Source organism: Rhizobium arsenicireducens, assembly GCF_964021225.1.
Genome location: NZ_CAXHYK020000001.1, coordinates 1,030,125 through 1,055,747, shown reverse-complemented (window position 1 = coordinate 1,055,747; position 25,623 = coordinate 1,030,125). Strand labels below are relative to the sequence as shown.

Here is a 25,623-nt window from a genome sequence, read left to right as displayed (position 1 = left end):
CGGCCGGGCCTAGAGGGTCGCTGCAGTAACCCGCCCCAGTTCGCCGCCGACGGCCGGCCGACGTTTCGCCCAACGGCGGAACAACGCCTGGCCCGGAAGCTCGACGTAGCGATAGGTGAAATGGCTGACAAGCACCACGGTTGCGAGGATGGCCAGGGCAAAGAGGTTGGCCGCAAGCGGCGAGAGCGTGAGTTCCAGGTGGCGCGCATCGCCTTCCGCGACGTAAGTGACAAGGTCGAGCCCCGTCAACCGCTCGGTCAGCGCCACCACATTTCCGGCGCGCATGATGATCCAGACATGCACCACGTAGATCGACAGGGAAATCGTACCGAAATAGACGAGCAGCCGGCTGCACATCAGATCTGAGACATGGCCCTTGCCATAGGCGAAGACGACCATCAGCAGCGTGAAGACGAGCGGCAGCGCGACGGCGAAATCCGTGGCGCCGAGTATGACCTGCAGTCCGAACAGACCAGCGAGCCCGGTTATTTCGAGAACCGTGAATACCGGCTTGGGAAGGCTGGAAAAGGCTTCGCGCCCGTTCAAGACTTCAAAGGCGCGATAGGCGATCGCACCGGCCGAAAAGCCGAGGATAGACCGAAACACGCCGTAGTCGTGATAGGACTTCATTCCCTCCGGCGCGACCGTGACCAATACGAAGACGGAAAAGGCAATCCCGGCCACTGCGAAGACGAGAAAGTGCCGGCGCAAGACAAGTAGCGCGATCGCGAAGACAATATAGGCCGCCCACTCCGTCGACAGGCTCCAGGTCGGGAAGTTCCACGTCGGCATCTCGTGGACGTTCCAGGCGTGGGTCAATGTCAGATGGGTGAAGATCGCCTCCACCGCCTTGTCCCCCTCGAAGGGCACCCTACCCTGCTGCCCCAGCGAACCGAGCACGGTTGCGAACGCGATCTCGGTGACGATGAAGACCATCAGCATGACGAAGTGGATGGGATAGATACGCCCGAGCCGCTCGACCAGGAAGCGGCCCGTGCCGTATCCGTCAAGCAGCCGCTTCTCGTAACCGGCGACGATGACGAAGCCGCTGAAGACGAAGAACAGATCGACGAGCGTGTCGCCCGTCGCGCTCAGGCCGGACTGGCGCAGCACCGTCGCCGCCGGCACGTGCGCCAGAACCACGAGCAGCGAAAACAAGCCTCTCAAGCCGTCGAATGCCAGGAACCGCATGAAATCCCCCCGGTCTCCCATCCTCGCCGTTAGCATGTCACGCAACCCCGTGCCTCTTCAACGCCGGGCTGTGCTCGCCCGGCCGGTTTCTTCGAACAAGGTTAAGCAGCGGCGGCACCGCAGCGGTGCGGACCGGCTGAAAGTCGGCCTGGAAGATGGGGCGCGGACGTGCCAGACGATCAGGCACGGGGGCGGCGTCCATGCCACCGCCGCTGCATGACGACCTCCACGGTCCTCAGGCGGCCACGGCGCTCGCTCCGCTGATGAGCCGACCAAGCCGTCGGATGCCCTCGTCGATCATCTCTTCGTTGGCGCAGGAAAAGGATAGCCGCAGCGTATTGGCGCCCGACCGGTCGGCGAAGAAGGCCTGGCCCGGAACGAAGGCGACCTTTTCGGTCTCGACCGAGCGTGCCAGCAGTTCGGCCCCGTCCATGCCCTCCGGCAGCGTCACCCAGATGAACATGCCGCCTTCCGGCTTGGTCCAGGTCGTGCCGGCCGGCATGTAGGTTGCCAGCGCCTTGAGCATGGCATCGCGGCGCGCACGATAGGCCGTCCGGATCTTGGCGACCTGCGCATCGAAATGCCGCTCGGCGACATGGGCGATGGCGATCTGGTTGATCGACGAGGAATGCAGGTCGGCCGCCTGCTTCATCAGCACCAGCTTGCGGATGACGGTCTGGTTGGCGACGACGAAGCTGACCCGCAGGCCCGGCGCCAGCGTCTTGGAGAAGCTGCCGCAATAGACGGTGCGCGTGTCCTCGATCGAGCCTTTTTCGGCGATTTCGAGCGAAAGGATCGGCGGGACCGCCTCGCCGTCATAACGCAGCGTCTGGTAGGCCGCGTCCTCGATAACGGCGATTTCGAGGTCTTCGGCGAGCTTCCAGCAGCCGCTCGCGCGCCGCCCTGTCGACCGTTTCGCCGGTCGGATTGGAAAAATCGGCCGAGAGATAGGCGAACTTGACCGCCCCGCCGAGGTTCTCGGCAGCGGCCCTGTAGCTCTCGGGCGTGCGGTTGCCCGTCAGCGTCAGCTGGTCATAGTTCGGCTCGTACGCGTTGAAGGCCTGCAAGGCGCCTAGATAGGTCGGCCAGGTGACGAGGGCCGTGTCCTTCGGCGACAGGAACAGCTTGCCGAGATAGTCGAGCGCCTGCTGCGAGCCGGAGGTGATGAAGATATTGTCGACCGAGCAGGGAATGCCGACCTTCTCCATCTCGACCTTGAGCCATTCGCGCAGCGGCCTGTAGCCTTCGCTGACCGAATATTGCAGCGCGGCCGCTGCCTGGTCGCCGCTGAAAATATCGGCATAGGCCGCCTTGAATGCCTCATCGGGAAATAGCGCCGGATCGGGAATGCCGCCGGCAAACGAAATAATGTCGGGCCGCTCCAAAAGCTTCAGCAGTTCGCGGATTTCGGAGGCGCGCATGTGCGCCATGCGCGTCGCAAAGACATGTTCCCAATTCAGCACGGGGGTTTCCTCGGCATTTTATCGTTGAGGGTCAAAATGACCCACGAGAGAAGTTATGTCAATAATACTGACCTATCGCACCGGCCAACGAAAGGGTTTTCCGTCCCGCGACGCGATTTCCCCAATTGCCCAGCCGCCTCGAGCATGTGCCGAACGTCATTTTTTGCACCAAACGTGCATAGCAAAGGCCGGGAAAGTTGCCCTCCCCGGCCCTCAAATCCTACTGCCTAGTGGCTACTGCCTTAGTTGACCGACTTGTCGACCAGCTGGTTCTTGGCGATCCACGGCATCATGGCGCGCAGCTTGGTGCCGACTTCCTCGATCTGGTGGCTGTCGTTCAGGCGACGGATGCCCTTGAAGCGGGCGCCGCCAGCGCGGTATTCCTGCATCCAGTCACTGGTGAACTTGCCGGTCTGGATGTCGGTGAGAACCCGCTTCATCTCGGCCTTGGTCTCGGCGGTGATGATGCGCGGGCCGGAAACGTATTCACCCCATTCGGCGGTGTTCGAGATCGAGTAGTTCATGTTGGCGATGCCGCCTTCATAGATCAGGTCGACGATCAGCTTCACTTCGTGCAGGCACTCGAAATAGGCCATTTCCGGCGCATAGCCGCCTTCGACCAGGGTTTCGAAGCCGGCGCGGATCAGCTCGACCAGACCGCCGCAGAGAACGACCTGTTCGCCGAACAGGTCGGTTTCGCATTCTTCCTTGAAGTTGGTCTCGATGATGCCCGAACGGCCGCCGCCGACGCCGCAGGCGTAGGAAAGCGCCAGTTCGAGCGCATTGCCCGAAGCGTTCTGGTGAACGGCAACGAGGCAGGGAACGCCGCCGCCCTTCTGGTATTCGCCGCGAACCGTGTGGCCCGGGCCCTTCGGCGCGATCATGACGACGTCGAGCGAAGCCTTCGGCTCGATCAGGCCGAAGTGAACGTTGAGGCCGTGGGCAAAGGCGATGGCAGCGCCGTCGCGGATATTGCCGGCGATGTCGGCCTTGTAGATATCGGCCTGCAGTTCGTCCGGGGTCGCCATCATGATCAGGTCGCCCCACTTGGCGGCGTCGGCCACGGTCATGACCTTGAAGCCGTCGGCTTCGGCCTTCTTGATGGTCGGCGAACCGGCCTTGAGCGCGATGGCAACGTTGGCGGCGCCCGAATCCTTGAGGTTCAGCGCATGGGCGCGACCCTGGGAGCCGTAGCCGACGATGACGACATTCTTGGCCTTGATGAGATTGAGATCGGCATCACGATCATAATAGACGCGCATGTTAAGTTCCTTCCCTATGCTTGTCGGTTGTTGTGGCTGTCATTGACCGGCTGGCCGGAACGGGTCGCCCCGTCGCGGCCGGCCAGAACCTTTTCCGTGCCGTAGAGCGCGAGGAAGGCGTTGACTGCCTTCTCCGCCCGGGCAGCGAAACTCTTTGTCTGCGGCATGTCGCCCAGCAGCATGCGCACATGCATGTCGGAGACGATCAGGCCGTATAGCGTACGATAGGCCTCCTCGCCGTCGGCGAAGCGCAACAGGCCGTCGCGCTGTCCGGCGTCGAGCAGCGCCCGCGCCCGCCGGTCGATCTGCCGGCGGCCGCGCTCGAGCAAGAGCGTGCCGAGCTTCGAGCCGTCGCGGTTTGTCTGGCCGATCGCCAGCCGGTTGAGCGCCAGCGACACGTCGCCGGCCAAAACGTCGAGCAGGTCGTGGGCAAAGATCTCCAGATGTTCGGTCAGGCTTGCCGCCGTCAGCCGCTCGCCCGGCCGCTCGAAAGTGCGCACCTTGCTCGCCTGAAAGGAGATCATCGCCGACAAGAGCCCGTCGCGATCGCCGAACCACTTGTACAGGCTTTCCTTGGAGCAGTTGGCCGCGCGCGCCAGCCCGGCCGTCGTCAATGCTTTATCGCCACCCTCCACCAGAAGCCTCAGGGCTTCGGCGAGAACGGCGCTCTGGCGCTGCGTGAATTCGGCGTTGGCGGTTTCGGTCTGCACGATTGACATCTCTCAAGTACCGTACGGTACGGTTCTGTTTAAGGGCAAAATTTGGCTCCGTCAAGAGGCTCTGCGTCCGCCGCAAGCCGCCGGCAGCCGCGGTTTTGACGGTCATCACATTTATTTGAACGTAGTGTTTCATAACAATTTCTGCGTCAAGAACCCGACCTTGGAGGTCCTGCTAATATTCTGTTTTTACATCAATATTACGACCTATAAGCAACCTCGTACGCATTGCAAGTCATCGAACTATATGGTTCGATTGTGCGCAATCATCTATTGCAATTGGCGAGGAGGAGGCGCAAATCATGTTCATCGAACCACACAGTTCGACCCAAACAACACAGAGTGCAAAGAGGAATTTGATCATGAAAATCGCAATTGCAGCAGCGCTCGCTACCCTCGTCGCCGCACCGGCAGCCTTCGCCCTCCAGCCGATCCCCGGCTCCATCACCTATGGTGGCCACGAAGCCCGGCTCGAAAAGGCCCCCGCCGGCTCCAACTTCTTCCATGTCTTCTACGGCCCGTTTGGCGAGGAAGTCCGTGAAGTCTACCAGGTCAACGCCGACCGCACCGTCTCGCTGGTGTCGCGCACCGTCGCCAACAACGACTGACCCCTGCTCCCGACTGAGGACCCCCGCCCTCAGTTCCACAACCTAACGAAGACCTGATGAGTAGCTATGCCATCAGGAAATGAAATCAAGGAGACATCCCATGAAGACTATCATCGCAGTCACCGCCGTCGTCGCTTCGCTGGCCGGCGCATCCACCGCCTTCGCTCTGGAACCCACCAACGGCAGCGCCGCTCCGGTCCATTCTTCCGGCAACATCGACCGTACGGTCGTCGGCTCTATCACTCCGGTGATGGGCGCGAAGACTAACCGCGCGCCGGTCGACAGCGGTAACCTCAATGTCATCTACGGCTTCGACTCCGGTCGCGGCGTCACCGTCGGCACGCCCTCCGACAAGTAATCTCGTTTCGCGTAACCAAGCCAGCGACACATATGCCGGCATGTCCGGAACATTAACAGGCCCCGAAGCGCAAGCTCCGGGGCCGTATCATTGGGTTCAGCACCTTATCCCATTTTTGGCCTTTGGCGAAGGTCGCTGACGGCGGTATGCCTTAAAGGCAGCCCCAATAGAGGAACCACCCCGATGCAGCCGCGCCGAATCGCCCTTCTTTTCACCCTCGCCTTCCTCGCCCTTCCGCAACTGGCATTCGCCAAGGAAAATCGCTGCGGCTGGATCCAGAACCCGACGCCCGGCAATTACTGGCTCGACGACAGCGAGGGCATGTGGGTCCTCCTCACCCAGGGCTCCGACGAGGAGCCGCTCGGCATGGAGAACTTCCCCGACATCTCCACTGGCGACTATGTCGCCTCCAACGGCAATTACGGCTACACCTGCGGCTGCATCCAGGCCGAGACCGAACGGAACAGGGACAGCCAGGATTTGTCCGCCGGCCGGATTACGGCGATCTACGGCGTGAAACTGCTGCCGCTGAAGACATGCCTGGCCGATACCGCCCTGCCGAAACCGGAGTGAGCTAGACTGCGTGGTCGACCGGCACGGCCGACCCCGCCTTCAGCGTTTCCATCGAGATGAAAGCGGACACATCGAACAGCTCGATCCGCTTCACCAGCCGCCGGTACACCACGTCATAGTGCTCGACCCGGGGCAGCACGATCTTCAGGAGATAGTCGTAGGAGCCGGTCAGCCGATGCGCCTCGACGATCTCGGCGAGATCGCTGATCGCCCGGCGAAAGCTCTCGATCCACTCATCCGAGTGATGCGCCGTCTTGACCAGTGCGAAGACGGTGGTCGGCACGCCGACCCGCTCGCGGTCCAGCACCGCGATGCGCCGCTCGATATAGCCCGACTCCTCCAGCCGCTGGATGCGCCGCGAACAGGCGGATGGCGACAGCGCCACCCGCTCGGCAAGTTCGGCGATGGGAACCGAGGCGTCCCGCTGCAATGCATCCAGAATCTTCCGATCGCGATCGTCGAGCACTTGAGACCCACCTTATAGAATGTTGATGCATTCAATGTGCAGGATCCCGACGGATCGCGCAATTGGTACGCGTCACCCTCTGCACTTTTCGCAAATAATGCAAACCGTTTGCCCAAAGGCTTGGCCATAATCCCCGACACCAACCAGGGGAACAAGACTATGAAGACAATCGGACTGATCGGCGGCATGAGTTTCGAGAGCACGGCGGTCTACTATCGCCTCATCAACGAGATGGTCCGCGCCGAACTCGGCGGCATCGCCTCGGCGGAAGTCCTGATGCACTCGGTCAACTTCGCCGAGATCGTCGGCTACCAGAAGGCCGGCCGCTGGGATCTCGCCGAGAAGCGCCTTGCCGATTGCGCGCTCGGGCTTCAGGCTGCAGGCGCCGATTGCATCCTGATCTGCACTAACACCATGCATCTCGTTGCCGACGGCATCGCCACCCGCCTCGACATCCCCCTGCTCAACATAGTTGATGATACGGCCGCGGCCATCAAGGCCGCCGGCTTCCGCCGTCCCCTGGTGCTCGCCACCCGCTATACGATGGAACATGGCTTCTACACCGACCGCATGCGCGCGCTTGGCCTTGATCCGCGCGTGCCGGATGCCGAGGACCGCACGATCGTTCATGATGTGATCTTCGAGGAACTCTGTGCCGGCACGGTGAAGGAAACCTCGCGCGAGGCCTATATCGCCATTGTCGAGAAGGCCAGGCTGGCCGGCGCCGATTGCGTCATCCTTGGTTGCACGGAAATCTGCCTGCTGCTCGATGCCGATGCGCTGCCCCTGCCGGGCTTCGATTCGACCACCATCCATGCGCGCGCCGCCGCCGATTTCGCGCTCAGCGCCGAACCCGCGCTGCGGGTTGCCATTTAGTTGACTGCGTCAATCATATGATTGTCAATGACCAACTGCAATGCTAGTGAATCGGACCTCACGAGGAGGTCCGATTCATGCTGGAAGCCCCAGACGCCGCTACCATCGAGGCGATGCGCGCCTTCAACCGGTTCTACACCGACCGGATCGGCATCCTCGACCGCGCCTATCTCAAGGCCGACTACACGCTGGCGGAAGCCCGCATCGTCTATGAGATCGGTACGCGGGGACAGGTTCTCGCCGTGGAACTCGTGCGCGACCTGCGCCTCGACCCGGCCTATCTCAGCCGCATATTGAAGAAGTTCCGCGAGCGGGACATCGTCATGGTCGCACCGGACCCGGCCGACCGACGAAGCCAGCGTCTGTGCCTCACCGACAAGGGGAGGACCGAATTTGGGACTCTGGCCGAGCTCTCCCGCAGCCAGTTGCGCCAGATGGTGGCGCCGCTCGGCCCGGCCGAACTGGCTGCCCTCGTCGAGGCAATGGCCACCATCACCCGCCTGATCGAGCCCGGCGCTAGCGCCCACGCCACCCCGGTCCTGCGTCCGCACCGTCCGGGCGACCTCGGCTGGATGATCCAGTCGCAGACCGAGTTCTATGTCGGCACATTTGGCTGGAACGGGCGCTTCGAGGCGCTGGTCAGCCAGGTCGCCGCCGATTTCCTCGAGCGCTGCGACGCAAGACGCGATCATTGCTGGATCGCCGAGCGCGCCGGCATCCGCATCGGCTCGGTCATTGTGATGGACGGCGGCGACGACATCGCCAAGCTCAGAATGCTCTATGTCGATGCGGCGGCCCGCGGCCTTGGGCTCGGCAAGCTGCTGGTCGAGCAATGCGTGCACTTCGCCCGCAATGCCGGTTACCGCCAGCTCACGCTCTGGACCAACGACATCCTGCACACGGCGCGCCATATCTACGTCGCCGCGGGCTTCCGGCTCGTCGCCGAGGAAAGGCACAGAATGTTCGGACCGGAACTCAACGGCCAGACCTGGACGCTCGACCTCTGACGGCAGAGAACCTCAGGGATTGCGTTCGTCGTAGCTGCGGCGCGCGTCCTTGACGGCCAAATAGTTGACCTCCGCCCATTCGAGCAGCACGCACAGTGCCCTGAACAGCGAATGCCCGAGATCCGTCAGCCGATACTCGACGCTCGGCGGCTTGGTCGGAAACACCGTGCGCAGCGCATAGCCGTCGCGCTCCAGATCGCGCAAAGTCTGGGTCAGCATGCGCTGCGAAATGTCCGGCACCAGCCGCCGGAGTTCACCGAAACGATAGGGCTTTTCCGAAAGCGCCAGCAGGATCAGCGTCGACCATTTGCCGCCGATGTGATCGATCACCGTGCGCACCGGGCAGTTCTCCAGCTTGGGTCCGTCACCCCCGTATCCGGCGATCTTTTCTTCGAAACGGGTGATGGCGACGGTCATGGCGGTTCCCTATCGGTAAGGTGGGCACCAAAAACTGCCTTCTTTACAAGCGCTCGTCAATCTCCATTTTAGCGTAACTCTCATTTTGAGAGCAGCTATTCGTTCGGCAGCACCTGCCGCCATTGCCAAAGGAAAGACCATGAGCAAGATCCTCGTCACCGGCGCCGCCGGCCATCTCGGCCATCTAATCATCAAGCACCTGATCGAAAGCCAGAAGCTTAGCCCGTCAGACATCGTCGCCGGCAGCCGCGACACCGCCAAGCTCGCCGACCTGGCGGCCCTCGGCTTGGAAACGCGCCGCGTCGATTTCGACGACAAGGCCTCGCTCGAAGTCGCGTTTTCCGGTATCGACCGCCTTCTGATCGTCTCCACCGACGAACTCGGCACGCCGGGCAAGCGCCTCGTGCAGCACAGCGCCGCCGTCGAGGCCGCCAAGACCGCAGGGGTCGGGCGCATCTTCTACACCTCGATGCCGCAGCCGGACGATTCGGAGATCACCTTCAAGGGCGATCATCTCGGAACGGAACAGGCGATCAAGGCTTCCGGCCTCGCCTACACCATCTTCCGCAACGGCTGGTACATGGAGAACCTGTTCATGAGCCTGCCGCAGGCGCTCGCCAGCGGCCATTGGTACACCTCGGCCGGCAATGGCCGAATCGCCCACATCGCCCGCGAAGACATTGCCCGCGCCATTGCCGCAGGCCTCGCCAAACCGGCAGAAGGCAACGCGATCTACACGCTGACCGGAGAGAAGACCTATACGACGGAAGAAATCGCCGCGCTGGTGCGCGACGTGACGGGCAAGCCGCTCACCGTCGTCAACCTGACCGATGCTGAGCTTGCGCAAGGCATGACCGCCGCCGGCGTGCCAGCGCCCTTCATCCCGACCTTCGTGTCCTTCGACGCCAATACGCGCGAAGGCAAGATCGCCATGGCGACGGCCGACGCCGAGACCCTGTCGGGCGTCAAGCGCGTGTCGCTGAAGGACTTCCTCGAAGCCAACAAGGCCGCCATCGGCTGACGAGCCCCCCGGGCGGGACCGTCCTGCGCGCGGAACCGCCTTCCGCCGTCAGATCGTCTGGCCGCAGGCATGGCGAAAACGGCGTACCGTTTCCGCCATGCCGAACTCCAGCGCATCGGCCGTCAGGCCGTGGCCAATCGACACCTCGGCCAGCTTCGGAATGCGCTTGATGAGGGCCGGAAGATTGGCGACCGTCAGGTCATGGCCGGCATTGACGGCAAGACCAACGGCCAGCGCCGCATCGGCCGTGCGGCCGAGACGGTCGATCTCTTCGGCTGCCTTGTCCGGATTGTCGTAACTGCCGCCATAGGGGCCGGTGTAAAGCTCGATCCGGTCGGCGCCCGTCTCGCGCGCCTGTTTCACCGCCTCGGCATTGCCGTCGCCGTCGGCAAACAGCGAAACGCGCATGCCCCTGCCCTTCAGCCGCGAGACGACTTCGGTCAGGAACGACCGGTTCCTGGCGAAGTCCCAGCCATGGTCCGAGGTCGCCTGGCTCGGATCGTCGGGCACCAGCGTCACCTGCTCCGGCTCGGTCGCCTCGCACAGCGCCAGGAATTCCTCGGTCGGATAGCCCTCGATATTGAATTCGGCTTGCGGAAACGCGTCGTCGATCAGCGCCCGCAGGACGGGAAGGTCGGAAAACCGGATATGCCGCTGATCGGGACGCGGATGCACCGTCAGACCACTCGCGCCGGCTTCGAGCGCGATGCGACCGAGATGGGCGACGTCCGGCCAGGGCAAATCCCGGCGGTTGCGCAGCATGGCAATGGCGTTGAGGTTGACGGAGAGCTTGGCGGGCATACGGCAGTATCCATGAGGGGTGGCATTCGTCCGATCACCATTTAGGCGATCGCGAAGAGGAAGGCCAACGAGAATCACACATGCTTTCATTGAGGAAACTGATGGATGGACCGCGCTCCCTCTCCGACTTGTCTTGCGAACCATCCCTCTGTGGCCTTGACGGCCTCTTGCGATCGATGCGCCGCGCTTTCCGCCGGGCATTCCTCAGGCTCCCTCGGCTCGACAATCGCGTTTGCCAAACCGGATCAAGCCGACTACTCTGAATTTCACAAATCTGTTGCAGCCCAACCTGAAACAGGTTGAGCGGCATGGCGTCTGGGAGGATGCGCCAAACCGGTCTCCGCACATATGGGGATCCTCGAATATCGCAGACTTGATGCAACGCTGGACGGGGGAGGTCATGGCGGACGGATCGGAATATCTGCAGGTCGACAGTCACCGGGCCGACGGCACACCAGCCGATGCCATATACCTACCCGACATCCCCCTGCCCCGCGACATCCCTGAAGAACCGGTCCCCATCGCCGACATGGCCGAGATCTTCGGCGTCACCCACCGCACCCTTCATTTTTACGAGGAAAAGGGCCTGATCTCCGCCAGACGCATCGGCCTGATGCGCGTCTACGGCCGCAGGGACATTGCCCGCATGGCACTGATCAACGCCTGCCGCGAGGTCGGAATGCCAGTCGCGGGCATCCAGGACCTGATGGATTCGCTGAGATCCGCCCAATCCAAAGCCGAGGCCAACGAAATTTTCGAAGAAGCGCTTCTTGCCCGCAAGCGCGAGCTAACGGCAGGTCTCTCGGCGATCCACCGCCAACTGCAGCAACTGGCCTCCCTCCTGTCGCACGACGTTATCGATGGACAGTCCGCGCCCACGGTCGCGCGCGACACGTTCTCATTGACCGACCTCGAGCACCGCTGCCTCGAATTGATGGCCGAAGGCTATGCGCCGCTGCGTGTCGCACGTACCCTGAAGCTGACCAGCTCGCAAATCTCGGCGCTTGAGGCGACGATCATAAGCAAGCTTGAGGCCAATAACCGCTTTCAGGCTGTCGCCAAGGCGGTCCTGTTCGGCGTCGTCGCCTCGTGAAAATTGAAATTCGTCAAACATGACAAGGATTTAACGGGACACGCAAGCGTCGGCGGACTAATTGGGACGTGTACTAAACAAATCAAGGGTCACTCCCATGCCTGCCTACCTCGCCCGTTACGCTACCCCTTTGACGACCGGCCTCTTCATGGTCTCGCTCGTCTCCGGCGTCGCGCTCTTCTTCCACTTCGGCTCCGCCGCCTTTCACAGCATGCACGAATGGCTGAGCATGGTGCTCATCCTGCCATTCGTCCTTCACATCTGGAAAAACTGGCGCCCGTTCCTCTCCTATTTCAAGCGGCTGCCGATGGCGATCGCGCTCGGTGTCTCGCTTGTCGCCGGCCTCGTCTTCGCCTGGCCGGCCATCACCGGCACGGCAACCGGCACCAATCCGCAGGTCGCGATGATCCAGCTCGTGACCAAGGGCACGCCGGCCCAGATAGCCCCGCTCCTGGGCCAGTCGGAAGAATCCTTGATCGCCACGCTTAAGGAAAAGGGCTTCACCGCGGCTGAGACCGGCAAGTCGCTGGTCGACATTGCCACAGCCTCTGGCAAGGGCGAGCGCGACGTCGTCATGACCCTTGCCATGGTGAAACAGTAAAGGCCACGGCAGACGCTCACCTGACGATGGTGAGCGTCTCTGCCGCGCGGGTCACCGCCGTATAGAGCCACCGCTCGCGCGTATCGCGAAACGCCCAGCTCTCGTCGAACATCACGACGTCGTTCCACTGCGAACCCTGAGCCTTGTGCACGGTCAGCGCATAGCCATAGTCGAATTCGTCGTAACGCTTGCGGGTCGCCCACGGGATCTCAGCGTCGACTTCTTCGAAGGCCGCCTTGAGCAACTTGATCTTGGCCGCCCCGCGATCCATGTCGTCGTCTTCCGGCTTGATCAGCAGGTTGATGCCGGGTTTTACAGTCTCGCGCGACGAAGTCATCACCTGCCACAGCGAGCCGTTGAGCAGCCCCTTTACCTGGTCGTTCCTCAGGCACACCAGCTTGTCGCCGGCCTGCGGGTAATCGACGGTGAATCCCTTCAGCTCGCGCAGCCGCTTGTTGTAGCGTCGCCGCGTCTTGTTGGTGCCCACGAGCACCTGATCGGCGCCGAGAACCAGCTCCTGCGTCACCTCGTTCTTCGAGATCACCTTGGCGGTTCCGTAGTCCCCATACATGATTTCCTTGCCCTCGCGTACGTGCATGGCAAGCTGGATGATCGGATTGTCGCGGGCCTGGCGATGAATGTCGGTGAGCAGATAGTCAGGCTCCTGATCGGTGAAAAAGCCGCCCCCGGAGACCGGCGGCAACTGGCCGGGATCGCCAAGCACCAGGATCGGCGTGCCGAAGCTCATCAGATCCCTACCCAACTGTTCATCGACCATCGAACATTCGTCGATGACAATCAGCGCGGCCTTGGCGAGCGGGCTCTGCCGGTTGATGGAGAACATCGGCGCGATCGATGTCTTGCCGGTTTCCTCGTCCTCCACGGCTTCCTCGCCGCGCGGACGGTAGATCAGAGAGTGAATGGTCCGGGCATTGCTCGCGCCGCGCGAGCGCAGCACCTGTGCAGCCTTGCCGGTGAAGGCGGCAAACAGCACGTCTCCATCGACATGTTCGGCAAAATGCCGGGCAAGCGTCGTCTTGCCCGTGCCGGCATAGCCGAACAGGCGAAAGACCGGCTGCTTGCCCTCCTTCAGCCACTTTGCAACGGCTTTCAGGGCTTCGTCCTGCTGGGGTGCGAACTGCATCCTCTGGTCTTGTCAGGATTCGGCGAACAGAAGCAACCGATAAAACCCCGCAGCAACGAATTGCACGGGGAGTACGGTTCCCTACCTCTCGGGTACCAACCGGTTCTTGACGATCAGGCGCAACTGCTTCTCCGTTTCAATAATGGCGAACAGGGCGACGCCAATACCGATGATCACCAGGCCATCGAAGAACGGAACCGCCTCGGTCGCGAAAACCCGCTGCAATGGCGGCAGGTAGGTGATGGCAAACTGGCCGATCGTCACAAGCCCCACGGTCAGCCACACCACCTTTGTTCCACGCACGGCCTTCCAGGTCAGCGATGTGCCATAGAGGTTGCGGATGAAGAACAGATTGAAGATTTCCATCACCACAAACGTATTGACGGCCATCGTCCTGGACAGCTCGAGCGAATACCCACGGTCCTGTGCGTAGGTGAAAATGCCGAATACACCCGCAAGAAACAGGATGGAGACCAGGATAACGCGCCAGACCAGGTCGCCGGATAGAATGGCATCGCCCCGCGGCCGCGGCGGTCGCCGCATGGTGTCCTCCTCCGTCGGCTCGAACGCCAGGGCAATACCCAGCGTGACTGCCGTGATCAGGTTGATCCACAGGATCTGCACCGGAGTTACCGGCAAGGTGAAACCAAACACGAGCGCCACTATGATCGTGGCGGCCTCACCGCCATTGGTCGGAAGGGTCCAACTGATAACCTTCTTGATATTGTCATAGACGGTCCGCCCCTCGCGCACGGCGGCGACGATCGAGGCGAAATTGTCATCGGCCAGAACGAGTTCCGCCGCTTCCTTGGCAGCCTCGCTTCCCTTCAGGCCCATGGCTATGCCAGCATCCGCACGTTTGAGCGCCGGTGCATCATTGACCCCGTCGCCCGTCATGGCGACGATCTTGTCCTGCGCCTGCAGCGCCATGACCAGCCGCAACTTGTGCTCCGGACTGGTGCGGGCGAAGATGTTGCACGACCTGACCGCGCCCTCGAGGTCGCGGTCGTCCATCTGCTCGAGGTCGGCGCCCGTCAGCACCTCGTCCGGATTGTCGAGACCGATCTGCCGCCCGATCGCGGAAGCAGTCGCGGCGTGATCGCCGGTGATCATCTTGACCTGGATACCGGCCAGCCGGCATTCTTCGATTGCCTCGATCACTTCCGCCCGCGGCGGATCGATCATGCCGACCATGCCAAGAAGCGTCAGCCTGCCGTCGACGCTTTCGTAGCCGAGGACGGTATCATCGGCATCAAGCTCCACCGTTCCAAGCGCAAGCACCCTCTGGCCTCTTGCAGCCACCTGGTCCACCTTTTGCCGCCAGAACGGAAGATCCACCGGCTCCTCGCCGCCGTCGGCCCGTCGTTGGTTCGCCGCCATCTCCAGCATGCGCTCCGGCGCACCTTTGACGAAAGCGATGACCCTGCCGGTGTCCTCGCGGCAAAGCACTGCCATGAACCGACTGCGGGAATCGAAGGGGATCGTATCGATCCGCGTCCAGCCGGACAGGCCGTTTTCCTGGCTCTTGCCCAATTTGCCCGCGAAGGCCAGAAGTGCGCCCTCCATGGGGTCGCCTTCCACCGCCCATAGGCCATCATGTTTGCGGATATGCGCGTCATTGCACAAGGCACACGACAGCGCCAGTTCGGACAGCAGGTCCTGCTCCCCGGCCGCGTCCTTGCCATCCCTTGTGATGGCGCCACTGGGCTCATAGCCCGTTCCCTCGACGGTGTACTCGCCGGCAGCAGCCACCGCCGATGCGACCATCATTTCGTTGCGGGTCAAGGTACCGGTCTTGTCGGTGCAGATGACCGACACGGCACCGATTGTCTCGATCGCCGGAAGGCGCCGGACAATGGCATTGCGCCGCGCCATGGCCTGCACGCCGATCGCAAGGGTAATGGTCAGAACCGCAGGCAGACCTTCCGGGATCGCGGCAACCGCAAGCCCGACGACGGCCATGAATGTATCGCCAAACTCGAGATGCTCGACAAAATAGCCAAACACGAGCAATAGGGCCGCAATGATGAGGATCAGAACCGTCAGCCATCTCGCGAAGGCGTCCATCTGGCTCACCAATGGCGTCGTCAGTTCCTCGACATCGGACAACATGCCGCTGATCCGCCCGATCTCGGTTCCCTGGCCCGTCGCGATGACGACGCCTCTACCCTGACCACCGGTCACCAGCGTTCCTGAATAGGCCAGCGACAACCGGTCGCCGAGCGAGGCATCGACCGCCACAGGGTGGCTGCGTTTTTCCACCGGAACCGATTCTCCGGTCAGTATGGCCTCCTGTATCGAAAGCGCATGGGCCGACAGCAGTCGAAGATCAGCGGGCACCTTGTCTCCCGCTTCGATCAGGACAACGTCGCCCGGCACGATCTCCTCGCCGACGACCTCGCGCCGCGCGCCGTCGCGCAGCACCGAGGCATGCGGTGCGAGCATGCTGCGGATGGCCGCCATTGCCTGCTCCGCCTTGCCCTCCTGCATGTAGCCGATAACAGCGTTGACGATGACGACGGCGAGAATGACGGCTGTATCGATAAAATGGCCGAGCGCGAGCGTGATGACGGCGGCGCCAATAAGCACATAGATCAGCAGGTTGTGGAATTGCAGCAGGAAGCGACGCAGCGCACTGGGTCGCGGCGGTTCCGGCAACCTGTTATGGCCGTATCGTAAAAGGCGTGCTGTGGCTTCTTCGGCGCTGAGGCCGCCGGCCGATGACTGGAGCGCATCCAAAACCTCCCTGGCCTCGATGGCGTGCCAGTCTTGCGATGGAGTGCGTTCTGCTTCTGATGTCATCGTCATTGGCCTCTCTTGCCGTTGCGCTCTCTGATGGAGATCATCACGCCGGAACCTAGCCAAAGATGGACCACGAAACAAACCGAACCGGGCGATTTCTCGTGACCTGAATGAAATGTGATGGAGATCAGCAAGCCAGCCAAGATCTCGGCGTGCCGTTATCTCTTCGACGTCGCGGGGCTTTGGGCCTCAGCGCAGCATCGGCCAGAGGCTGGCGACGAGGAGCACGGCCATGGTGATGTTGAACCACTTGAGCCGCACCGGCACGGAGAGCCATTCGCGCAGGACCGAACCGAAGCCGGCCCAGGTGGAAACACTCGGCAGGTTGACCGCGGCAAAGACCACACCGACGATGAAGACGCTCCAGAGGTAGCTCCGCTCATCGACATAGACCGCCATTGCGGTCACCGCCATCACCCAGGCTTTCGGGTTGACCCACTGGAAGGCCGCAGCCCCGAGGAACGTCATTGGCTGGCCGCTCGAAGTCCCCTCGCCCAGCGTCCGCGACGAACCGATCTTCCAGGCGATGTAGAGAAGATAGAGCCCGCCGGCGATCTTGAGCCCCGTATAGAGAATGGGCACGGTCGCCAGCAGCGCACCCAGGCCGAGGCCCACGCCAATCAGCAGCGACAGGAAACCCGCTCCGATGCCCAGCATATGCGGGATCGTCCGGCGAAAACCGAAGTTCACGCCTGAGGCAAACAGCATCATATTGTTCGGCCCCGGTGTGATCGAGGTGGCGAAGGCGAAGGTCATGAGCGCGGTCAATGTCGCGGTATCCAAGAAAAGTCTCCCGTAGAACCCGCGGCACGATAGTCTCGGACGCGGCGTCCCGCCACCGTCGATTTGTCACCGATGCAATCGGCCAAGGATTGAAACCGTGCGACGCTTGGCTAAGCTGGCGAAATAGAAGGAGTTGAGAAACCCGATGCACGACCCGATCCCGACCGTGACCCTGCCCTCTGGTATCCAGATCCCGGCGCTTGGCCTCGGCACTTGGCAGATGGGCGAGACGAAGGCTCGCGCCCGCGACGAGATCGACAGCCTGCGGCTCGGCATAGACCTCGGCATGACGCTCATCGACACCGCGGAGATGTATGGCGAAGGCGGAGCGGAACTCATCGTCGGCAAGGCGCTGGAAGACCGCCGCGACGAGGTCTTCCTGGTGAGCAAGGTCTATCCATGGAACGCCAGCCGGCAAGGCACGATCGCCGCCTGCGAGGCCAGCCTTCATCGACTCGGCACCGACCGCATCGACCTCTACCTGCTGCACTGGCGCGGCGAACACCCGCTGGCCGAAACGATCGCCGCCTTCGAAGAGCTGAAAGCCGCCGGCAAGATCGGCGCCTGGGGCGTCTCCAATTTCGACACCGCCGACATGGAGGAACTGTTCTCCCTGCCCGATGGCGTGAATTGCGCTGCCAACCAGGTGCTCTACAATCTGTCGCGGCGCGGCATCGAACACGATCTCCTTCCCTGGTGCCAGGCGCGCGGCGTCCCGGTCATGGCCTATTCGCCGATCGAGCAGGGCCGGCTCGTCCACCATCCCCAACTCATCCACATCGCCAAGGCCTATCAGGCCACCCCCGCCCAGGTGGCCCTCGCCTTCCTGCTGGAACGCGAGGGCGTGATCGCCATTCCGAAGAGTGCAAACCTCCGGCGCGTGCGCGAAAACCGCGACGCAGTAGACCTCGATATCTCCGACGAGGATTGGGCCGTCCTCGACGCCGCCTTCCCACCTCCGGCGCGCAAGATGGCGCTCGACATGCTGTAAACTTATGCCCTTAAAGATCGTCCACTCGCCATGAAGCCAATGAGCTGAGAACCTAAATACCAAGAGGCCGGCTACAGGCTGGACATTTCGGTAGTTTCCTAATTATAGAAACCCCACCAAAGAGGAACCCGACAGGAGCGCAGGCTTGAAAAAGCAGACGAAGAAGGGCGCAGCCGCCAGCCTCGACGAACGTCGCATACAGCAGGTTTTCCAGGCGCTGGCCGCCGCGCCGCGCCGCGCGATCCTCCAGCATCTCGCCGCCTCCGGCCTCACCGCCGGCGAGATTTCCTCGCGCTTCGAGATGGCAAAACCATCCGTCTCCCAGCACCTCTCCATCCTCGAAACCGCCGGCCTGATCAGCCGCGAAAAGCGTGGCCAGTTCGTCCACTATGCCCTGATGCGCGATACGCTGGACAAGGTGCTTGTCGGTTTCGTCGAGGAGCTTGGCGCAGCCGGTTCGGAAACGCCGCCGCCGGCGAAGACAAAGCCCGCCAGGCCCGTCGGCACCGCTAATGCGAAACCCCGCAAGGTTGCAGAGATCGAAACCGAAAATGCCGAGGCTGAAACCGGCGAGGCAAAAGCCAAGCCGGCACCGGCCCAGATGTCGATGTTCTAGCGCACAGCCGTCCCGCCGGCATCCATGCATCGCTGACCGACGAACGCAAACGGGCGCCTCATAAGCGCCCGTTGCCGTCTTGTTCGACCGTGCGGACGATCACATGCCCTGCGGGCCACGGTTCATCGCGGCAATCCCGGTGCGGCAGATTTCGTTGAGACCCAGCGGCTTCATGATCGCCACGAACTGGTCGATCTTCGACGACTTGCCGGTGATCTCGAAGATGAAGTGCTCGACGGTCGCGTCGATGACCTTGGCCTGGAAGGCGTCGGCCAGGCGCAGCGTCTCGGCGCGGGTCTCGCCGGTGCCGGCCACCTTGACCAGCGCCACTTCGCGCTCGACCGGCCGCTCCTGGCCGAGATCGCGGGCGCGCACCGTCAGATCCACCACCCGGTGAACCGGGATGATCCGCTCGAGCTGCGCCTTGATCTGCTCGAGCACGCTCGGCGTGCCGCGCGTCACCACGGTGATGCGCGACAGATGCGCCTCGTGTTCAGTTTCCGAGACCGTGAGGCTTTCGATGTTGTAGCCGCGACCGGAGAACAGGCCGATCACCCGGGCGAGAACGCCCGGTTCGTTGTCGACCAGGATCGAGAGCGTATGGTTTTCGACGGCGGCGGTTTCCTTGGCGATGAAATAGGCCGAACCGGTGGGCTGCTGATGTGCGTTCATGTCTCTGTTCCTATTTCAATCGTCAAACCAGCTGGCGGCCCTTGGCGTCGATGGCGTTCGCCACCGCCTCGTCGGTCGCCTCGTCCGGGAGCAGCATTTCGTTGTGGGCCTTGCCCGACGGGATCATCGGGAAGCAGTTGGCAAGGTTGGCGACGCGGCAGTCGAAGATCACCGGCTTCTTGACATTGATCATCTCGAGGATCGCGTCATCGAGATCGTCCGGCTTCTCGCAGCGCAGGCCGACCGCGCCGTAAGCATCGGCGAGCTTGACGAAGTCCGGTAGCGCTTCGGTATAGGAGTGCGACAGACGGTTGCCGTGCAAGAGCTGCTGCCACTGGCGCACCATGCCCATGTACTGGTTGTTGAGGATGAAGATCTTGACCGGCGCCTCGTACTGCACGGCGCAAGACATTTCCTGGATGCACATCTGGATCGAAGCATCGCCGGCAATGTCGATGACGAGGCTTTCCGGATGGGCGATCTGCACGCCGATCGCCGCCGGGAGGCCGTAGCCCATAGTGCCGAGACCACCCGAAGTCATCCAGCGGTTCGGCTGTTCGAAGCCGAAATACTGCGCCGCCCACATCTGATGCTGGCCGACTTCCGTGGTGATGTATGTGTCGCGGCCCTGCGTCAGCGCCGACAGCCGCTCGATGGCATATTGCGGCATGATGACGTCCTTCGACGGCGTATAGGCAAAGGAATTGCGCGCCCGCCACTTTTCGACGCTCGCCTTCCACTCTGCCGTCTGGCCGGCCTCGGGCTTCTTTGGCAGGGCACGCCACAGGCGGACCATGTCTTCCAGCACGCGGCCGACATCGCCAGTGATCGGAACGTCGACCCGGACGTTCTTGTGGATCGACGACGGATCGATATCGATGTGGATCTTCTTCGAGTTCGGCGAGAACGCGTTGAGGCGGCCGGTGATGCGGTCGTCGAAGCGCGCGCCGATGCAGACCATGACGTCGCAGTCATGCATCGCCATGTTGGCCTCGTAGGACCCGTGCATGCCGAGCATGCCGAGCCAGTTCTTGCCCGAGGCTGGATAGGAGCCGAGCCCCATCAGCGTCGAGGTGATCGGGAAGTCGGTGAGTTCGACGAGTTCGCGCAACAGCTTGGAGGCTTCCGGCCCGGAATTGACGACGCCGCCACCCGAATAAATGATCGGCCGGCGCGCATTGGCCATCAGTTCGACGGCGGCGCGGATGGCGTTGATATCGCCCTGGACCTGCGGCTGGTAGCTCTTCTGGATCGCATGGTTTTCCGGCGGCGTATAGGTGCCGGTGGCAAACTGCACGTCCTTCGGCACGTCGACCAGCACCGGTCCGGGACGGCCGGACTGGGCGATGCGGAAGGCCTCGTGGATGATGCGGGCCAGATCGTTGACGTCCTTGACCAGCCAGTTGTGCTTGGTGCACGGCCGGGTGATGCCGACGGTGTCGCATTCCTGGAAGGCATCGGAACCGATCAGCGAAGTCGGAACCTGGCCCGAGATGCAGACCAGCGGAACGCTGTCCATCAGGGCGTCCTGCAGCGGCGTCACCGCATTGGTGGCGCCCGGCCCGGAGGTCACCAGCATGACGCCGACCTTGCCGGTGGAGCGGGCATAGCCTTCGGCCGCGTGGCCGGCACCCTGTTCGTGGCGCACGAGAATATGCTGGATCTCCTCCTGCTGGAAGATCTCGTCATAGATCGGCAATACGGCCCCGCCCGGATAGCCGAAAATATGCTCGACGCCGTTATCCTTCAGCGCCTTGAGGACGATCTCGGCGCCCGTCATCTGATTGTCTTTGCCCGTCATGCCTCTTCCCGTCTCATTCTGTCTTGCTGGATTGCCCTGGATGGAGTTGCTACCCCGGTTTCGGCCATAAAAAAAGGCCCCCTTGAGGAGCCCGTCTGTAGCGCATGGGTGGCTGTCGCCGGGTGGTTACACCACCCTGCCCATGCGCTTTCCCACCACAATAAGGATCTGTGAAATGTTCATGTTCAGATTGATAGACACAAATGGAACATGCGTCAACGCACAGCCGGCCAAAAACTTGCGGCGAAACGCCGTCCCGGTGTCCGCTGCTGGCAGATTTCAGGTGAGAACTATACGCGCTGTTAAAGCCTGCGACACTATACTGCGCCCGGACCAGGGAGTAGCCTTTGCGCAATCATGATCTCCACACGTCCGGCCAGGCCGGAGAGCAGGATCGCCGCGACCAGCTGGCGCGGGGAAACCGTTTCCTCGGCCGCGTCGTCGCCTGCAACGGTTCGCGCGCAACGATCGCGGCAATAGCCGAGGACGGCGGCACGGATCTGACCGAACTCTGGTCGGTTGGCCGGCTGATCTCGATTACCGTCGGCAAGAACCGCGTCGTGGCGCTCGCCTATTCCATGCAGACAGGAACCAAGAACTGGGGCGAAGGCGAGGACAACACCTTCCTCATCGAGGTCGAACTGCTCGGCGAAGTGCATGTCGGCGACGACGGCGGCGAGTTCTTCTCGACCGGCATCTCGCGCTATCCTTATCTCGGCGCCATTGCCCATCGCATCCGCGCCGCCGACCTGCTGCGCATCTACGACACCCGCAAGGGCGACACCGCCGTCATCGGCAAGCTCACTCAAGACGAGTCGATCGACGCGACGATCCACGTCCCCTCCATGCTGTCGAAGCACTTCGCCGTGGTCGGCTCGACCGGGGTGGGCAAGTCGACCGCCGTCTCGCTCCTGCTGCGCAAGGCGATCGAGAGCGACCCCAAGCTGCGCGTGCTGATCCTCGACCCGCACAACGAATTCGCCGCCGCCTTCCCCGAACACGCCGTCGTCATCGACACCGATACGCTGGACCTGCCCTTCTGGCTGATGCGGCTCGAGGAATTCGCCGAAGTCCTGTTCCGCGGCCGCCCGCCGGTCGCCGAAGAACTCGACATCCTGCGCGACCTGATGCCGGAGGCCAAGCGGGCCTTCCGCGGCAACGAGAGCGCGCTGATGCGCCGCTCCGGCGACAAGAGTTCGATGACCGCCGATACACCGGTGCCCTACCGCATCGCCGATCTTCTGGCGCTGATCGACGAGCGCATCGGCCGGCTCGAGGGACGCGGCGAAAAGCCCATGCTGCGCTCCTTGAAGATGCGCGTCATGGCGGCGATCAACGACCCGCGTTATCATTTCATGTTCTCCAACAACACGATCAGCGACACGATCATGGAGACGATCGCCCATATCTTCCGCATCCCGGGAGACGATCGGCCGATCGCGACCTTCCAGCTCGCCGGCATTCCGTCGGAAGTGGTCAATTCCGTCGCTTCCGTTCTCTGCCGCATGGCCTTCGAGCTGGCGCTCTGGTCGAACGGCGCGATCCACATGCTGGTCGTCTGCGAGGAAGCCCACCGCTACGTACCCGCCGATCCCAATCTCGGCTTCTTCCCGACCCGCCAGGCCATCGCCCGCATCGCCAAGGAAGGTCGTAAATACGGCGTATCGCTCGGCATCATCACCCAGCGTCCCGGCGAACTCGACCAGACGATCCTGTCGCAGTGCTCGACGCTCTTTGCCATGCGCCTTGCCAACGACCGCGACCAGGAGATCATCCGCTCGGCCATTCCCGATTCGTCGATCTCCACCACCAGCTTCATCTCCTCGATCGGCAATGGCGAAGCGATCGCCTTCGGCGAGGCCATTGCCGTGCCGATGCGCATGCGCTTTTCGCGCGTCGACGAAAGCCACCTGCCGAAGGCGAACGGCGTCACCGCCAAGGTCTCCGAGGACAGCCCCGACACGGTCGACCTTCGCACCATCGTCAGCCGCATGCGTGCCATTTCCGGCCCCGACATTTCCGCCTTCCAGCAGAGCTTCGACGCAGGGCAGTCCGGCACTGAGGACGAAACGGACGAATACTCGCCGGGCGGATTTGCCGACGAGCTACCGAGAGCGGCAGCGCCCGAGAGCGAGCCCTTGCCCAATCTCGGCCGCGATGCGAGCTTCGAGGAGATCCGTCAGGCCCTGATGACGCCGCCGCCGCAATCGGTCCCACCAGCCCAGCGCCCGCCGGAACCGGCATTGCAGCGCCCCTATGCGCGGCTCGACACCCCACAGCCCGACGTTGCCCAGTTCGACAGGCCGCGGCTTGATACCCCGCCCATCGAACCCTACCGCCCGGACATGCTGCCGCGCACCGCACTGTCGGAGGAGCCCGCCCGCTACGCCCGCCGCTTCGAGGATCCGTCGGAGACGGTCCGGGAGCCTTATGCCGCCCGGCCCCAGCCGCAACCGCCGCTGGACCGGAGCGAACCCGCCCCGTCGATCCGGCGCGAACCCGGCTCGTCGTTGCGCGAAAGCATCCTGAAGAAGCCATTGTCGAGCCTTTACCGGAAGGATTGAGCGACAAGCTCAGCCGATCCTCTCCCAGCTCTCGTCCATCTGGTTGCGGAACCACGTCATCTGCCGCTTGGCATATTGCCGAGTGGCGGCCGAGGCCGTCTCGACGACCTGATCCGGCGTCATCTCGCCCCGCAGCAGGGCGGCGATCTGCGAAACGCCGATCGCCTTCATCGCCGGCATCTCCGGCGAAAGCCCAAGCTTGAGCAGCGCCTCGACCTCCGCGACCGCGCCGTCGTCGAACATCCGCGCGAAGCGGCGGTTGATCCGCTCATGCAAGAGCTTGCGGTCTGGCAGCTTGACGATCTTCTTCGCCCGCTCGGGATCGACGATCACCGGCCCGCCCTGCCCCTGGAACGCGGCAATCGACCGGCCGGTCGCCTGCAGCACTTCCAGCGCCCGCACGATGCGTTGTCCATCCTGGCGGCCGAGCCGCGCGGCCATGGCCGGATCGCGGCTTTCGAGCTCCCGGTAAAGCGCCTCCGGCCCCTCCGCGATCAGTCGCTCACGCAGGTGCGTGCGGATCTCGGCCGGAATGGCCGGCATTTCGTCGAGGCCGCCGGTCAGCGCCTTGAAATAGAGCCCGGTGCCGCCGACGATCACCGGCAGCGCGCCCTTTGCCTTGAGATCCGCGACCAGCGCCGCCACTTCCCGCAGCCAGTCGCCGGTCGAATAGGCAGCACCCGCCGGCACATGGCCGTAGAGATGATGCGGCACGCCCTCCATCTCCTCTTCCGACGGACGCGCGGTCAGCACCCTCAGCGTATCATAGACCTGCATGCTGTCGGCATTGATCACCTGGCCGCCGTGCCGCTTTGCCAGTTCCAGCGCCAAGGCGGACTTGCCGCTGGCGGTCGGCCCGGTTATCAGGATCGCGTCGATATCGTTTTCAGGGTTTTCCATCATGGCCTTCGTTGCCACGCTTCTCGCCAATCCGTCAAATCCGATCCTTGAGCCGGCGCTTGCCGAGCGCGCCGCCGAAAGCCTCGCGGCCTCCGGTCTCTACTGGCTTGCCGACGGAATCGCCTGCGACATCGTGCTGAAGGACGGGACGGACGAAAGTGCCGCCGAAGCGCAGCTTCGCGCGCTGATCGGCGATCGGAAGATCGACGTCGCCGTGCAGGACGCCGACACGCGGCGCAAGAAATTCCTGATCGCCGACATGGATTCGACCATGATCGGCCAGGAATGCATCGACGAACTGGCGGCCGAAGTCGGCCTCAAGGAAAAGGTGTCGCTGATCACCGCCCGCGCCATGAACGGCGAGATCGCTTTCGAGCCGGCGCTGCGCGAACGGGTCGCGCTGCTGAAGGGCCTGCCGATCAAGGTTGTCGACGAGGTGATCGAAAAGCGCATCACGCTGACCCCCGGCGGCCTCGAACTGATCGCCACGATGAAGGCCAAGGGACATTACACCGCGCTCGTCTCCGGCGGCTTCACCGTCTTTACCGCACCGATCTCCGCCCGCCTCGGGTTCCACGAAAATCGCGCCAACATTCTTCTGGAAAAGGACGGCATCCTGACCGGCGAAGTGGCCGAGCCGATCCTCGGCAAGCAGGCCAAGGTCGATGCACTGGTCGACATCTCCGCCCGCCTCGGCATCGGCACTCACGAGGCGATTGCCGTCGGCGACGGCGCGAATGATCTCGGCATGCTGGAGCTTGCCGGCTCCGGCGTCGCCCTTCATGCCAAGCCCTCGGTCGCCGCCCAGGCAAAGATCCGCATCGACCACGGCGACCTGACCGCCCTGCTCTACCTCCAGGGCTACCGCAAGACCGATTTCGTTACGCCCTGAGCAGC

24 protein-coding genes and 1 pseudogene are annotated in these 25,623 nt (G+C 62.9%); 12 read left to right on the top strand and 13 right to left on the bottom strand.

Features of this window, described 5'->3' with window-relative positions:
- Positions 1-9: 9 nt before the first annotated feature.
- The 4 genes and pseudogenes from ACWPVA_RS04945 to ACWPVA_RS04930 all read right to left on the bottom strand — a co-directional run bounded on the left by ACWPVA_RS04945 (position 10) and on the right by ACWPVA_RS04930 (position 4,626).
- Positions 10-1,191 (bottom strand): acyltransferase family protein, encoded by a 1,182-nt coding sequence (locus tag ACWPVA_RS04945; RefSeq protein WP_454286618.1) that lies wholly within the window; start codon positions 1,189-1,191, stop codon positions 10-12.
- 235 nt (positions 1,192-1,426) lie between these two features.
- Positions 1,427-2,654 (bottom strand): annotated as a pseudogene (locus ACWPVA_RS04940) (aminotransferase-like domain-containing protein).
- Between the two features lie 242 nt (positions 2,655-2,896).
- Positions 2,897-3,916 carry a ketol-acid reductoisomerase gene (gene ilvC / locus ACWPVA_RS04935; protein ID WP_454286617.1) on the bottom strand — a complete coding sequence of 340 codons (1,020 nt, stop codon included), beginning with the start codon at positions 3,914-3,916 and terminating at the stop codon, positions 2,897-2,899.
- A 14-nt stretch (positions 3,917-3,930) separates the two neighbouring features.
- The gene (locus ACWPVA_RS04930; RefSeq protein WP_454286616.1) at positions 3,931-4,626 is read right to left on the bottom strand and encodes a TetR/AcrR family transcriptional regulator; all 696 of its coding nucleotides are present in this window, start codon (positions 4,624-4,626) and stop codon (positions 3,931-3,933) included.
- 368 nt (positions 4,627-4,994) lie between these two features.
- Here ACWPVA_RS04930 and ACWPVA_RS04925 point away from each other — a divergent pair, with 368 nt between their 5' ends.
- From ACWPVA_RS04925 to ACWPVA_RS04915, 3 genes are all read left to right on the top strand, one after another.
- Positions 4,995-5,240 (top strand): hypothetical protein, encoded by a 246-nt coding sequence (locus tag ACWPVA_RS04925; protein WP_454286615.1) that lies wholly within the window; start codon positions 4,995-4,997, stop codon positions 5,238-5,240.
- 100 nt (positions 5,241-5,340) lie between these two features.
- Positions 5,341-5,598: a hypothetical protein gene (locus ACWPVA_RS04920; RefSeq protein WP_454286614.1), complete on the top strand. Its 258-nt coding sequence runs from the start codon at positions 5,341-5,343 to the stop codon at positions 5,596-5,598.
- 183 nt (positions 5,599-5,781) lie between these two features.
- The gene (locus ACWPVA_RS04915; RefSeq protein ID WP_454286613.1) at positions 5,782-6,171 is read left to right on the top strand and encodes a DUF4087 domain-containing protein; all 390 of its coding nucleotides are present in this window, start codon (positions 5,782-5,784) and stop codon (positions 6,169-6,171) included.
- 1 nt (position 6,172) lies between these two features.
- On the opposite strand, the gene ACWPVA_RS04910 is transcribed toward ACWPVA_RS04915, so the two are convergent.
- Positions 6,173-6,637 carry an Lrp/AsnC family transcriptional regulator gene (locus tag ACWPVA_RS04910; RefSeq protein ID WP_454286612.1) on the bottom strand — a complete coding sequence of 155 codons (465 nt, stop codon included), beginning with the start codon at positions 6,635-6,637 and terminating at the stop codon, positions 6,173-6,175.
- A 159-nt stretch (positions 6,638-6,796) separates the two neighbouring features.
- Between ACWPVA_RS04910 and ACWPVA_RS04905 the strand changes: the two genes are divergently transcribed.
- Together ACWPVA_RS04905 and ACWPVA_RS04900 are read left to right on the top strand one after the other, a co-directional pair.
- Positions 6,797-7,513, top strand: coding sequence for an aspartate/glutamate racemase family protein (locus ACWPVA_RS04905; RefSeq protein ID WP_454286611.1), 717 nt, complete (start codon positions 6,797-6,799; stop codon positions 7,511-7,513).
- A 77-nt stretch (positions 7,514-7,590) separates the two neighbouring features.
- Positions 7,591-8,520 carry a bifunctional helix-turn-helix transcriptional regulator/GNAT family N-acetyltransferase gene (locus ACWPVA_RS04900; protein WP_454286610.1) on the top strand — a complete coding sequence of 310 codons (930 nt, stop codon included), beginning with the start codon at positions 7,591-7,593 and terminating at the stop codon, positions 8,518-8,520.
- Positions 8,521-8,532: 12 nt separating this feature from the next.
- Here ACWPVA_RS04900 and ACWPVA_RS04895 read toward each other — a convergent pair whose 3' ends face one another.
- Entirely contained in the window at positions 8,533-8,937 is a 405-nt protein-coding gene (locus ACWPVA_RS04895; RefSeq protein WP_454286609.1) for a winged helix-turn-helix transcriptional regulator, read from the bottom strand.
- A gap of 139 nt (positions 8,938-9,076) precedes the next feature.
- Between ACWPVA_RS04895 and ACWPVA_RS04890 the strand changes: the two genes are divergently transcribed.
- The gene (locus ACWPVA_RS04890) at positions 9,077-9,958 is read left to right on the top strand and encodes an SDR family oxidoreductase (protein WP_454286608.1); all 882 of its coding nucleotides are present in this window, start codon (positions 9,077-9,079) and stop codon (positions 9,956-9,958) included.
- Between the two features lie 48 nt (positions 9,959-10,006).
- On the opposite strand, the gene ACWPVA_RS04885 is transcribed toward ACWPVA_RS04890, so the two are convergent.
- The gene (locus ACWPVA_RS04885; RefSeq protein ID WP_454286607.1) at positions 10,007-10,759 is read right to left on the bottom strand and encodes a pyridoxine 5'-phosphate synthase; all 753 of its coding nucleotides are present in this window, start codon (positions 10,757-10,759) and stop codon (positions 10,007-10,009) included.
- 400 nt (positions 10,760-11,159) lie between these two features.
- On the opposite strand from ACWPVA_RS04885, the gene ACWPVA_RS04880 reads away from it, so the two are divergent.
- Both ACWPVA_RS04880 and ACWPVA_RS04875 read left to right on the top strand, forming a co-directional pair.
- Positions 11,160-11,852 (top strand): MerR family transcriptional regulator, encoded by a 693-nt coding sequence (locus tag ACWPVA_RS04880; RefSeq protein WP_454286606.1) that lies wholly within the window; start codon positions 11,160-11,162, stop codon positions 11,850-11,852.
- A gap of 97 nt (positions 11,853-11,949) precedes the next feature.
- Entirely contained in the window at positions 11,950-12,453 is a 504-nt protein-coding gene (locus ACWPVA_RS04875) for a DUF4405 domain-containing protein (protein ID WP_454286605.1), read from the top strand.
- A gap of 16 nt (positions 12,454-12,469) precedes the next feature.
- Here the strand turns inward: ACWPVA_RS04875 and ACWPVA_RS04870 are convergent, their stop codons facing one another.
- The 3 genes from ACWPVA_RS04870 to ACWPVA_RS04860 form a co-directional block, all read right to left on the bottom strand.
- Entirely contained in the window at positions 12,470-13,597 is a 1,128-nt protein-coding gene (locus tag ACWPVA_RS04870) for an ATP-dependent DNA helicase (RefSeq protein WP_454286604.1), read from the bottom strand.
- A gap of 81 nt (positions 13,598-13,678) precedes the next feature.
- Positions 13,679-16,405, bottom strand: a complete 2,727-nt coding sequence (locus tag ACWPVA_RS04865; RefSeq protein ID WP_454286603.1) for a cation-transporting P-type ATPase — start codon at positions 16,403-16,405, stop codon at positions 13,679-13,681.
- A gap of 183 nt (positions 16,406-16,588) precedes the next feature.
- Positions 16,589-17,155, bottom strand: a complete 567-nt coding sequence (locus tag ACWPVA_RS04860; RefSeq protein ID WP_454289529.1) for a LysE family translocator — start codon at positions 17,153-17,155, stop codon at positions 16,589-16,591.
- A gap of 172 nt (positions 17,156-17,327) precedes the next feature.
- Between ACWPVA_RS04860 and ACWPVA_RS04855 the strand changes: the two genes are divergently transcribed.
- The gene (locus ACWPVA_RS04855; RefSeq protein ID WP_454286602.1) at positions 17,328-18,173 is read left to right on the top strand and encodes an aldo/keto reductase; all 846 of its coding nucleotides are present in this window, start codon (positions 17,328-17,330) and stop codon (positions 18,171-18,173) included.
- A 145-nt stretch (positions 18,174-18,318) separates the two neighbouring features.
- The gene (locus tag ACWPVA_RS04850) at positions 18,319-18,789 is read left to right on the top strand and encodes a metalloregulator ArsR/SmtB family transcription factor (RefSeq protein WP_454286601.1); all 471 of its coding nucleotides are present in this window, start codon (positions 18,319-18,321) and stop codon (positions 18,787-18,789) included.
- Positions 18,790-18,888: 99 nt separating this feature from the next.
- Here ACWPVA_RS04850 and ilvN read toward each other — a convergent pair whose 3' ends face one another.
- Together ilvN and ACWPVA_RS04840 are read right to left on the bottom strand one after the other, a co-directional pair.
- Positions 18,889-19,461: an acetolactate synthase small subunit gene (ilvN, locus tag ACWPVA_RS04845; protein ID WP_454286600.1), complete on the bottom strand. Its 573-nt coding sequence runs from the start codon at positions 19,459-19,461 to the stop codon at positions 18,889-18,891.
- Between the two features lie 22 nt (positions 19,462-19,483).
- Positions 19,484-21,262 (bottom strand): acetolactate synthase 3 large subunit, encoded by a 1,779-nt coding sequence (locus tag ACWPVA_RS04840; RefSeq protein WP_454286599.1) that lies wholly within the window; start codon positions 21,260-21,262, stop codon positions 19,484-19,486.
- Between the two features lie 347 nt (positions 21,263-21,609).
- Here ACWPVA_RS04840 and ACWPVA_RS04835 point away from each other — a divergent pair, with 347 nt between their 5' ends.
- The gene (locus ACWPVA_RS04835) at positions 21,610-23,826 is read left to right on the top strand and encodes a helicase HerA domain-containing protein (RefSeq protein ID WP_454286598.1); all 2,217 of its coding nucleotides are present in this window, start codon (positions 21,610-21,612) and stop codon (positions 23,824-23,826) included.
- 9 nt (positions 23,827-23,835) lie between these two features.
- Here ACWPVA_RS04835 and miaA read toward each other — a convergent pair whose 3' ends face one another.
- Complete coding sequence (miaA, locus tag ACWPVA_RS04830) at positions 23,836-24,726, bottom strand: tRNA (adenosine(37)-N6)-dimethylallyltransferase MiaA (RefSeq protein WP_454286597.1); 891 nt, start codon at positions 24,724-24,726, stop codon at positions 23,836-23,838.
- A 1-nt stretch (position 24,727) separates the two neighbouring features.
- Between miaA and serB the strand changes: the two genes are divergently transcribed.
- Positions 24,728-25,618: a phosphoserine phosphatase SerB gene (gene serB, locus ACWPVA_RS04825; protein WP_454286596.1), complete on the top strand. Its 891-nt coding sequence runs from the start codon at positions 24,728-24,730 to the stop codon at positions 25,616-25,618.
- The last annotated feature ends 5 nt before the right edge of the window (positions 25,619-25,623 follow it).

Coding starts and splice junctions, on each gene's coding strand:
- ACWPVA_RS04855 (WP_454286602.1), top strand. CDS start 17,328: ATGCACGACCCGATCCCGACCGTGACCCTGCCCTCTGGTATCCAGATC.
- ACWPVA_RS04865 (WP_454286603.1), bottom strand. CDS start 16,405: ATGACGATGACATCAGAAGCAGAACGCACTCCATCGCAAGACTGGCAC.
- ACWPVA_RS04885 (WP_454286607.1), bottom strand. CDS start 10,759: ATGCCCGCCAAGCTCTCCGTCAACCTCAACGCCATTGCCATGCTGCGC.
- ACWPVA_RS04900 (WP_454286610.1), top strand. CDS start 7,591: ATGCTGGAAGCCCCAGACGCCGCTACCATCGAGGCGATGCGCGCCTTC.
- ACWPVA_RS04905 (WP_454286611.1), top strand. CDS start 6,797: ATGAAGACAATCGGACTGATCGGCGGCATGAGTTTCGAGAGCACGGCG.
- miaA (WP_454286597.1), bottom strand. CDS start 24,726: ATGGAAAACCCTGAAAACGATATCGACGCGATCCTGATAACCGGGCCG.
- ACWPVA_RS04875 (WP_454286605.1), top strand. CDS start 11,950: ATGCCTGCCTACCTCGCCCGTTACGCTACCCCTTTGACGACCGGCCTC.
- serB (WP_454286596.1), top strand. CDS start 24,728: ATGGCCTTCGTTGCCACGCTTCTCGCCAATCCGTCAAATCCGATCCTT.
- ACWPVA_RS04945 (WP_454286618.1), bottom strand. CDS start 1,191: ATGCGGTTCCTGGCATTCGACGGCTTGAGAGGCTTGTTTTCGCTGCTC.
- ACWPVA_RS04880 (WP_454286606.1), top strand. CDS start 11,160: ATGGCGGACGGATCGGAATATCTGCAGGTCGACAGTCACCGGGCCGAC.
- ACWPVA_RS04925 (WP_454286615.1), top strand. CDS start 4,995: ATGAAAATCGCAATTGCAGCAGCGCTCGCTACCCTCGTCGCCGCACCG.
- ACWPVA_RS04890 (WP_454286608.1), top strand. CDS start 9,077: ATGAGCAAGATCCTCGTCACCGGCGCCGCCGGCCATCTCGGCCATCTA.
- ACWPVA_RS04870 (WP_454286604.1), bottom strand. CDS start 13,597: ATGCAGTTCGCACCCCAGCAGGACGAAGCCCTGAAAGCCGTTGCAAAG.
- ilvC (WP_454286617.1), bottom strand. CDS start 3,916: ATGCGCGTCTATTATGATCGTGATGCCGATCTCAATCTCATCAAGGCC.
- ACWPVA_RS04860 (WP_454289529.1), bottom strand. CDS start 17,155: ATGACCTTCGCCTTCGCCACCTCGATCACACCGGGGCCGAACAATATG.
- ACWPVA_RS04920 (WP_454286614.1), top strand. CDS start 5,341: ATGAAGACTATCATCGCAGTCACCGCCGTCGTCGCTTCGCTGGCCGGC.
- ACWPVA_RS04915 (WP_454286613.1), top strand. CDS start 5,782: ATGCAGCCGCGCCGAATCGCCCTTCTTTTCACCCTCGCCTTCCTCGCC.
- ACWPVA_RS04895 (WP_454286609.1), bottom strand. CDS start 8,937: ATGACCGTCGCCATCACCCGTTTCGAAGAAAAGATCGCCGGATACGGG.
- ilvN (WP_454286600.1), bottom strand. CDS start 19,461: ATGAACGCACATCAGCAGCCCACCGGTTCGGCCTATTTCATCGCCAAG.
- ACWPVA_RS04840 (WP_454286599.1), bottom strand. CDS start 21,262: ATGACGGGCAAAGACAATCAGATGACGGGCGCCGAGATCGTCCTCAAG.